The sequence below is a fragment of the Leptospira soteropolitanensis genome (assembly GCF_026151655.1).
In the GTDB taxonomy this organism is placed as follows: Bacteria; Spirochaetota; Leptospiria; order Leptospirales; family Leptospiraceae; genus Leptospira_A; species Leptospira_A soteropolitanensis.
On sequence record NZ_JAMQPN010000021.1, the window covers coordinates 1 to 5,909 of the forward strand.

Sequence of the window (5,909 nt, forward strand, 5' to 3'; positions counted from 1 at the left end):
GCTTTTTTTGTATGATTTAACCTATTGCAATTAACGAACTAGACTTACCGAAGTTCCCCGCCCCTGAGTCCCGGAACGGGACGTTAGGGACTGGCATGTAGCTTGCGAAGGCAAGGCGAATGCCAGAAGGGGAATTTGGCGTAGCCCGAGCGAGGCCTTGTGCCGAAGCGTAGCGGTAAGTCGCTGTTATACGATGTTCCCGATTTATTGATTATAAGTGAATATCTCTTATGCGAATTTTGTTTATTGATAATACAACAAATTTCCCATTTAATTCTATACTATTTCTATTAAGGAGAATATTCAAAGAGTTGAAAATTTCCTTAAAATCTTTTGGGTGATATCGTAGAAAGATGATACCGTTTGAATATTCCTTGTGAGCAAAAACCCATTCACCAAAATCTTTATCTAAGGTAAGAATGATTGCATCATTTTTTTTTGCCAGCTCAATGACTTGTAAATCCGTAATACCTTTACTCTCTTCAAAAACAGAAAGAACTCTATGCCCTTCATTTCTAAGAAGTTTTATAAGTCGATAGTCGACGTTTTCGTCAGCGAGTATATTAACTTGCAAGCAAGCTTTCTCTGCTTATTACATGGCTTGAATAGGAGATACAAGCAAGGATATCGTCTTTTTCGATTCCTGGTGAAGCTTCGAGGATTTCCTCGATAGACATTCCATCGCCTAATCTTTCGAGAATTAGATCGACTGCTATCCTTGTATTTTTAATAACCGGTTTACCGAGTAAAACGTCAGGTGAGGAGGAAAGTCTAGATTTATAATCCATAGTGATATTCTTACAGTGATCCTTAAAAAAAGTCAAGTTTTGTTAGAGCGGAATTAAATGGAATTTATCACTTATTCTGGCTTTTCTTCATTACTCTAATGTCATTTTAAAAGTAGATGTTTAGGGAATATCGTATAACGAACTAGGGGAGACGACGTTTCCCGACCCTGAGTCCCGGCGGGACGTTAGGGACTGGCACGGAGTTTGCGGATGCAAACGAGTGACAGAAGGGAAATGTGTCGTAGACCAAGCGAGGCCGGCAGTGCCGAAGCGCAGCGTTTCCCCGCTGTTATGCGTAGTCCCGTATATTTAGTTATTTCTTATATAATTTAAAAAATTCATCGAAAGCATCTTTTCCACTGCTAGACTCATTTAAACACCATTCTTCTACCTTTTTTAAGTCAAACTTTTGACTTTTTGCAACTAGCAATGCCTGATCTAGACATTCTCTTGCTTTAAAGTGTATAAAGGAAGCTAGTCTATCTTTAATACAGTCAGTAGGAGAAAGGATTTTAAGAATTTTTCCTTTAAACTCTTGTTCGTCAGGAATAATTCGGTAATCATCTCCTATTGATACTGGTGCCGAAACGAATTCAATGTATAAATGCTTGCAATTAGGATGTACATAGTGACGGTTAACTTTTCTAAAGCCAATACTTTCCATAGTAGATTTAATATCACTTGCCTTTGACAAAAGAGGTTCAACCAAATCTAAATCACCGGAACGATATGCTCCTTTGGAATAAATAGCTACGACAGCGCCGCCGACTAAAACGGAATGTATTCCTTTATTTGCTAGATGCCATCCAACGTATTTCCACAGTTCTTCTTCATTAATGTCAGGCCAATTAGGTTCTTCCATATACAGGTTTCCCTTTTTGTCTTGGTCTTCTTCTTTCCGAAAATATTTTTTCTTTTTCTTCTATTGTTAATGAATTATAGAAAATTTCTAAGATTGCCTTTATGGGTTTAACGAAAGGAGATTTTTGATTAAATGAAAAAACTCTAGTTCTCCCAACATTTTTTGCGACTAGAATTCCGACCTTTTCAAAGCGTTCCAGTTGCAGTCTAATTGGTGTCGGGGCGAGTTGATAATCATTTGCTATTGCAGCAGAATGAATTTCATTGTAATGGAATAAATGTAGAAGAACTCTGGATGCTGTTTTATTTCCAAATATGCCATCAAGTATCATGGGTAAGGGATACTAGTTTGTCCAAAAATATCAACTAAAATATAGTCGATATAGACTAAAAATTGGTTTATAGGGATTACGCATAACGAACTAGACTTACCGAAGTTCCCTGACCCTGAGTCCCGGAACGGGACGTTAGGGACTGGCACGTAGCTTGCGTATGCGAGCGAGTGACAGAAAGGGAATTTGCCGTAGGCCGAGCGAGGCCTCGTGCCGAAGCGTAGCGGTAAGTCGCTGTTATACGACGGTCAGCATATTAATTAATCCAGTTTTCTATTTTTAGTTCTTTAATTCTCTTAAATTCTTTTTCATTGTTCGTAACAATTATAATGTCATTGGCGATAGCTTGAGAAGCGATGAGTAAGTCATAGGGACCTATAATTTCTCCTTTCTTTTCTAGTCTTGTTCTAATAGATCCAGCTATCGAAGCAGCTTCAGAGTCGAAAGGAATAATATTTAGATAACCAAGAAATTCATTAAGAGTTTTTTGGTTTTGATCAGGTTTTTGACTTTTTTGAACACCATATTTTAATTCAAATTCAGTAATGGTTGAAATGAAAATGTTATCTAAGCTAACTTTTTTAAATTTCTGATAAACATTTTCAGGTTTTTTATTAATGATATAGATACAAGTATTTGTATCTAACAAATACTGATTCATATTGAATTTCTCTTATCAAAAGAGTCTGGTTGATTTCTTTCAATTTGAAAATCATCTGAAAAATCATTGAGTGACTTCCATAATCTATCAACAGCATCATCGATTGGAGATATGATAACACAATTTCCATCTTTTCTGATGTAGACTTCTTTTCCCTTGAATCTAAATTCTTTTGGGAGTCTTACCGCTTGACTATCACCGTTTTTGAATAATTTTGCACGATTCATATATATAATTAAGTATATATATGAATCGATTTGTCAATTCATAAAAATGAATATTTTCCCTAGGTTACTCATGTCCTGAGGCATACATTTGCTGACTGTCGTATAGCGAACTAGCTAACCGACGTAGGCTGGCCCTGAGTCCCAACGGGACGTTAGGGACTGGAACGACACTTGCGCAGGCAAGGGGAGTGCCAGAAGCCTATGTGTCGCAGACCGAGCGAGGGCTTGTCCCGAAGCGAAGTGGTTAGCGGATGTTAATTGCAGTAGGTTTCTACAGAAAAAGATAATTTTCGAAAGGAAAATTTCATCAAGCGCGAAAATTTTCGATCCGAATCTTTCTTTTTTTATAAATTTATATTGGAACTAGTGAATTAAAAACTCATCTTTCTTTGTTTAATGGCAAAATATAAATCTTTAGCAAATCACAGTTTAATAAAAGTTTCTTTGAAGAGAGTTTCCACTACTAAAAGGCAGTAATATATTAATTCCTCAACCCTTTCTAAAGAAAATTTTTGCGCGTTTCTTTTATATGATTTAACCTATTGCAATTAACGAACTAGCCTTAACGACGTTCCTCGTAGCTGAGCCTCTGTAAGAGGCGTTAGCGTCGGCGCGAATCTTGCGGAGGCAAGAGACGTGACGGAGAGGAATGTGGCGTAGCCCAAGCGAGGCCGTAAGTGCCGAAGTGAAGCGTTAATGCGCTGTTAATTGCAGTAGGTTAAGTATAGAAAAAAATATCAATCGAAAGGGAAATCACATCAAGAGCGAAAATTTTCGATCCGAATCTTTCTTTTCTAATAAATTTACATAGGAACTAGCGAATTAAAAACTCTCCTTTCATCGTTTATTGAAAAAATATAATTCTTTAGCAAAGCACAGTTTAGTAAATAAATCATTCAAAAGATTTTTCCCTACTAAAAGGCAGTTTTATAATAATTCCTCAGCCCTTTCTAAAGAAAATTTTCGCGCGCTTTTTTGCTTTGATTTAACCTATTGCAATTAACGAACTAGCCTTAACGACGTAGGCTGACCCTGAGTCCCGGAAACGGGACGTTAGGGACTGGAACGACACTTGCGCAAGCAAGGGGAGTGCCAGAAGCCTATGTGTCGCAGACCGAGCGAGGCCGTAAGTGCCGAAGCGAAGCGTTAAGGCGCTGTTATGCGTAGTGCTTTTTAGTTAAATATTTTTATAAGTATTTAAAATCCATTGTTTTGATATTGTTTCAACGTAATCATTAAAATTTTGAATTTTACTAAATTTGTAAAAAGAATATTCTGGTTGATTATCTATTTTAATTACATTTGAGAAGGAGTGATCTGGCGCAAAAAGAAAAACTTCTTTTCTTATTTTATCATATAATGTTAAATTTCCATTTGCTTCTTCTGCAAAGATGGTTAATTTTTTATAATCAATTTTCTGACATTTTTGATCGTCTACAATTTCTTCGTAGTAATATTCCCAATTTTTCAATCCAGTTTGGCATTTTGATTTTAAGAATATAAAGTTTTGATTATTAGTTAGAGAATTTTCAGGATCATTATATGTTTCAACAATTCCTCCTAGATTTTCTAATAAGAGGTTATGTTCTTCAATTAGATTATTTTCATTACTATAAATATCTTCCAATTTAATTAACCATCCAAAGCTTTCTTTTTTTTTATTATCCCACGAGAATAATCTGAATTTTTTATCATCAATTTTTAAATTTAGAATTCGTGCAGACTGGATAAGTAGAGTAAGATTTGGAAAATGATTTGTGAAAGTATTTGGAAGATCTATTTTTATATCTAGATCTGCTATTTCAATGCTTTGATTCTTAAAAATCCAATTTTTATTATTTTTGAAAGTTTCTAAATCTTTATTTTTCATAGTTTACTTTATTTTTAAAGCATTACGCATAACGAACTAGACTAACCGACGTAGGCTGGCCCTGAGTCCCGGCGGGACGTTAGGGACTGGAACGACGCTTGCGTATGCAAGAGGAGTGCCAGAAGCCTATGTGTCGTAGACCGAGCGAGGGCGCAAGTCCCGAAGTGAAGCGGTTAGTCGCTGTTATGCGAAGGTTCCGAAGAATAATTTAATTATGGTTCTTTTAATAATCTTGCTGAATGATGAATTGTAACAATTTCAATATTCTGGGATTTATTAATTCGATAAACAACCCTATAATTACCAGAAATTCGCTCCCTTAGATTTTCTATATTAAATTCTGGAACAACTCTTCCCAGTAAAGGAAATTGAGGAATATTTTCTATTGTGCTGATAATTTGCTTTATTACACTCAATGCATAAATTTCAGAATCTTTATTTATGTAATCATGAATATCTTGTAAGTCAGCATTAGCTCGAAGAGACCAAATTATTTCTTTCGCCATTTACCTATTTCTTCAAGAACTTGTACATGAGAAACTATGGCGTTATTATCTAAATCAGATATGCCTTGTTGTACTTTTTTGGAAAAAAAAAGTTCTTCCATAATATCATCAAATGATGTATCTTCTGGTAAATTTTCAATTAGATTGATAGCTTGCTGCTTTGTTGAAGGCATAATAAATAGATATTTTAAAAATAGACGCTGTCAAATTAAATTTTTGCTATTAAAATACCTTTTTAAAAGATATTTCCGAATAAATTTCTTCAGTTTTTATTCTTTGTTATCAAGTAATATTTTGGAACTTTCGCATAACGAAAAAGCTTACCGACGTTCCTCGTAGCTGAGCCTACGGAGTAGGCGTTAGCGTCGGCGCGATATTTGCGTAGGCAAAAATCGTGCCGGAGAGGAATGTGTCGGAGACCGAGCGAGGCCGTGAGTGCCGAAGCGTAGCGGTAAGCGGATGTTAATTGCAGTAGGTTCCTATAGAAATAGATAATAGTCGAAAGGGAAATCTCATCAAGCGCGAAAATTTTCGAACCGAATCTTTTTTCTTATAAATTTATATTGGAACTAGCGAATTAAAAACTCTTCTTTCTTCGTTTAATGAGAAAATTACCTTCTTTAGCAAATCACAGTTTGATAAAAGTATATTTGAAGAGAGTTTC

9 protein-coding genes are annotated in these 5,909 nt (G+C 35.6%); all 9 read right to left on the reverse strand.

The genetic code is table 11. The features are described 5' to 3' along the window. Positions 1 to 211: 211 nt before the first annotated feature. Complete coding sequence (locus ND811_RS18660) at positions 212 to 574, reverse strand: DUF5615 family PIN-like protein (RefSeq protein ID WP_039928884.1); 363 nt, start codon at positions 572 to 574, stop codon at positions 212 to 214. Continuing rightward, a complete protein-coding gene (locus ND811_RS18665) occupies positions 564 to 788 on the reverse strand; it encodes a DUF433 domain-containing protein (RefSeq protein ID WP_015683059.1) in 225 nt (74 codons plus the stop codon). The genes ND811_RS18660 and ND811_RS18665 overlap by 11 nt, the downstream gene beginning before the upstream one ends. Before the next feature lie 313 nt (positions 789 to 1,101). Beyond that, positions 1,102 to 1,650, reverse strand: a complete 549-nt coding sequence (locus ND811_RS18670; RefSeq protein WP_265353512.1) for a hypothetical protein — start codon at positions 1,648 to 1,650, stop codon at positions 1,102 to 1,104. Then, positions 1,637 to 1,981: an ArsR family transcriptional regulator gene (locus ND811_RS18675; protein ID WP_265353511.1), complete on the reverse strand. Its 345-nt coding sequence runs from the start codon at positions 1,979 to 1,981 to the stop codon at positions 1,637 to 1,639. Before ND811_RS18675 ends, ND811_RS18670 begins: the two co-directional genes overlap by 14 nt. 256 nt (positions 1,982 to 2,237) lie before the next feature. Next, a complete protein-coding gene (vapC, locus tag ND811_RS18680; RefSeq protein WP_265353510.1) occupies positions 2,238 to 2,642 on the reverse strand; it encodes a type II toxin-antitoxin system tRNA(fMet)-specific endonuclease VapC in 405 nt (134 codons plus the stop codon). Beyond that, positions 2,639 to 2,869, reverse strand: coding sequence for a type II toxin-antitoxin system antitoxin VapB (gene vapB, locus ND811_RS18685; RefSeq protein WP_015680208.1), 231 nt, complete (start codon positions 2,867 to 2,869; stop codon positions 2,639 to 2,641). The genes vapC and vapB overlap by 4 nt, the downstream gene beginning before the upstream one ends. 1,177 nt (positions 2,870 to 4,046) lie before the next feature. Continuing rightward, positions 4,047 to 4,739: a hypothetical protein gene (locus ND811_RS18690; protein WP_265353509.1), complete on the reverse strand. Its 693-nt coding sequence runs from the start codon at positions 4,737 to 4,739 to the stop codon at positions 4,047 to 4,049. A gap of 212 nt (positions 4,740 to 4,951) precedes the next feature. Further along, positions 4,952 to 5,245, reverse strand: a complete 294-nt coding sequence (locus ND811_RS18695) for a type II toxin-antitoxin system RelE/ParE family toxin (protein WP_265353508.1) — start codon at positions 5,243 to 5,245, stop codon at positions 4,952 to 4,954. Continuing rightward, on the reverse strand, positions 5,230 to 5,418 hold the full coding sequence (locus ND811_RS18700) for a hypothetical protein (RefSeq protein ID WP_265353507.1): 189 nt from the start codon (positions 5,416 to 5,418) through the stop codon (positions 5,230 to 5,232). Before ND811_RS18700 ends, ND811_RS18695 begins: the two co-directional genes overlap by 16 nt. Positions 5,419 to 5,909 lie beyond the last annotated feature (491 nt).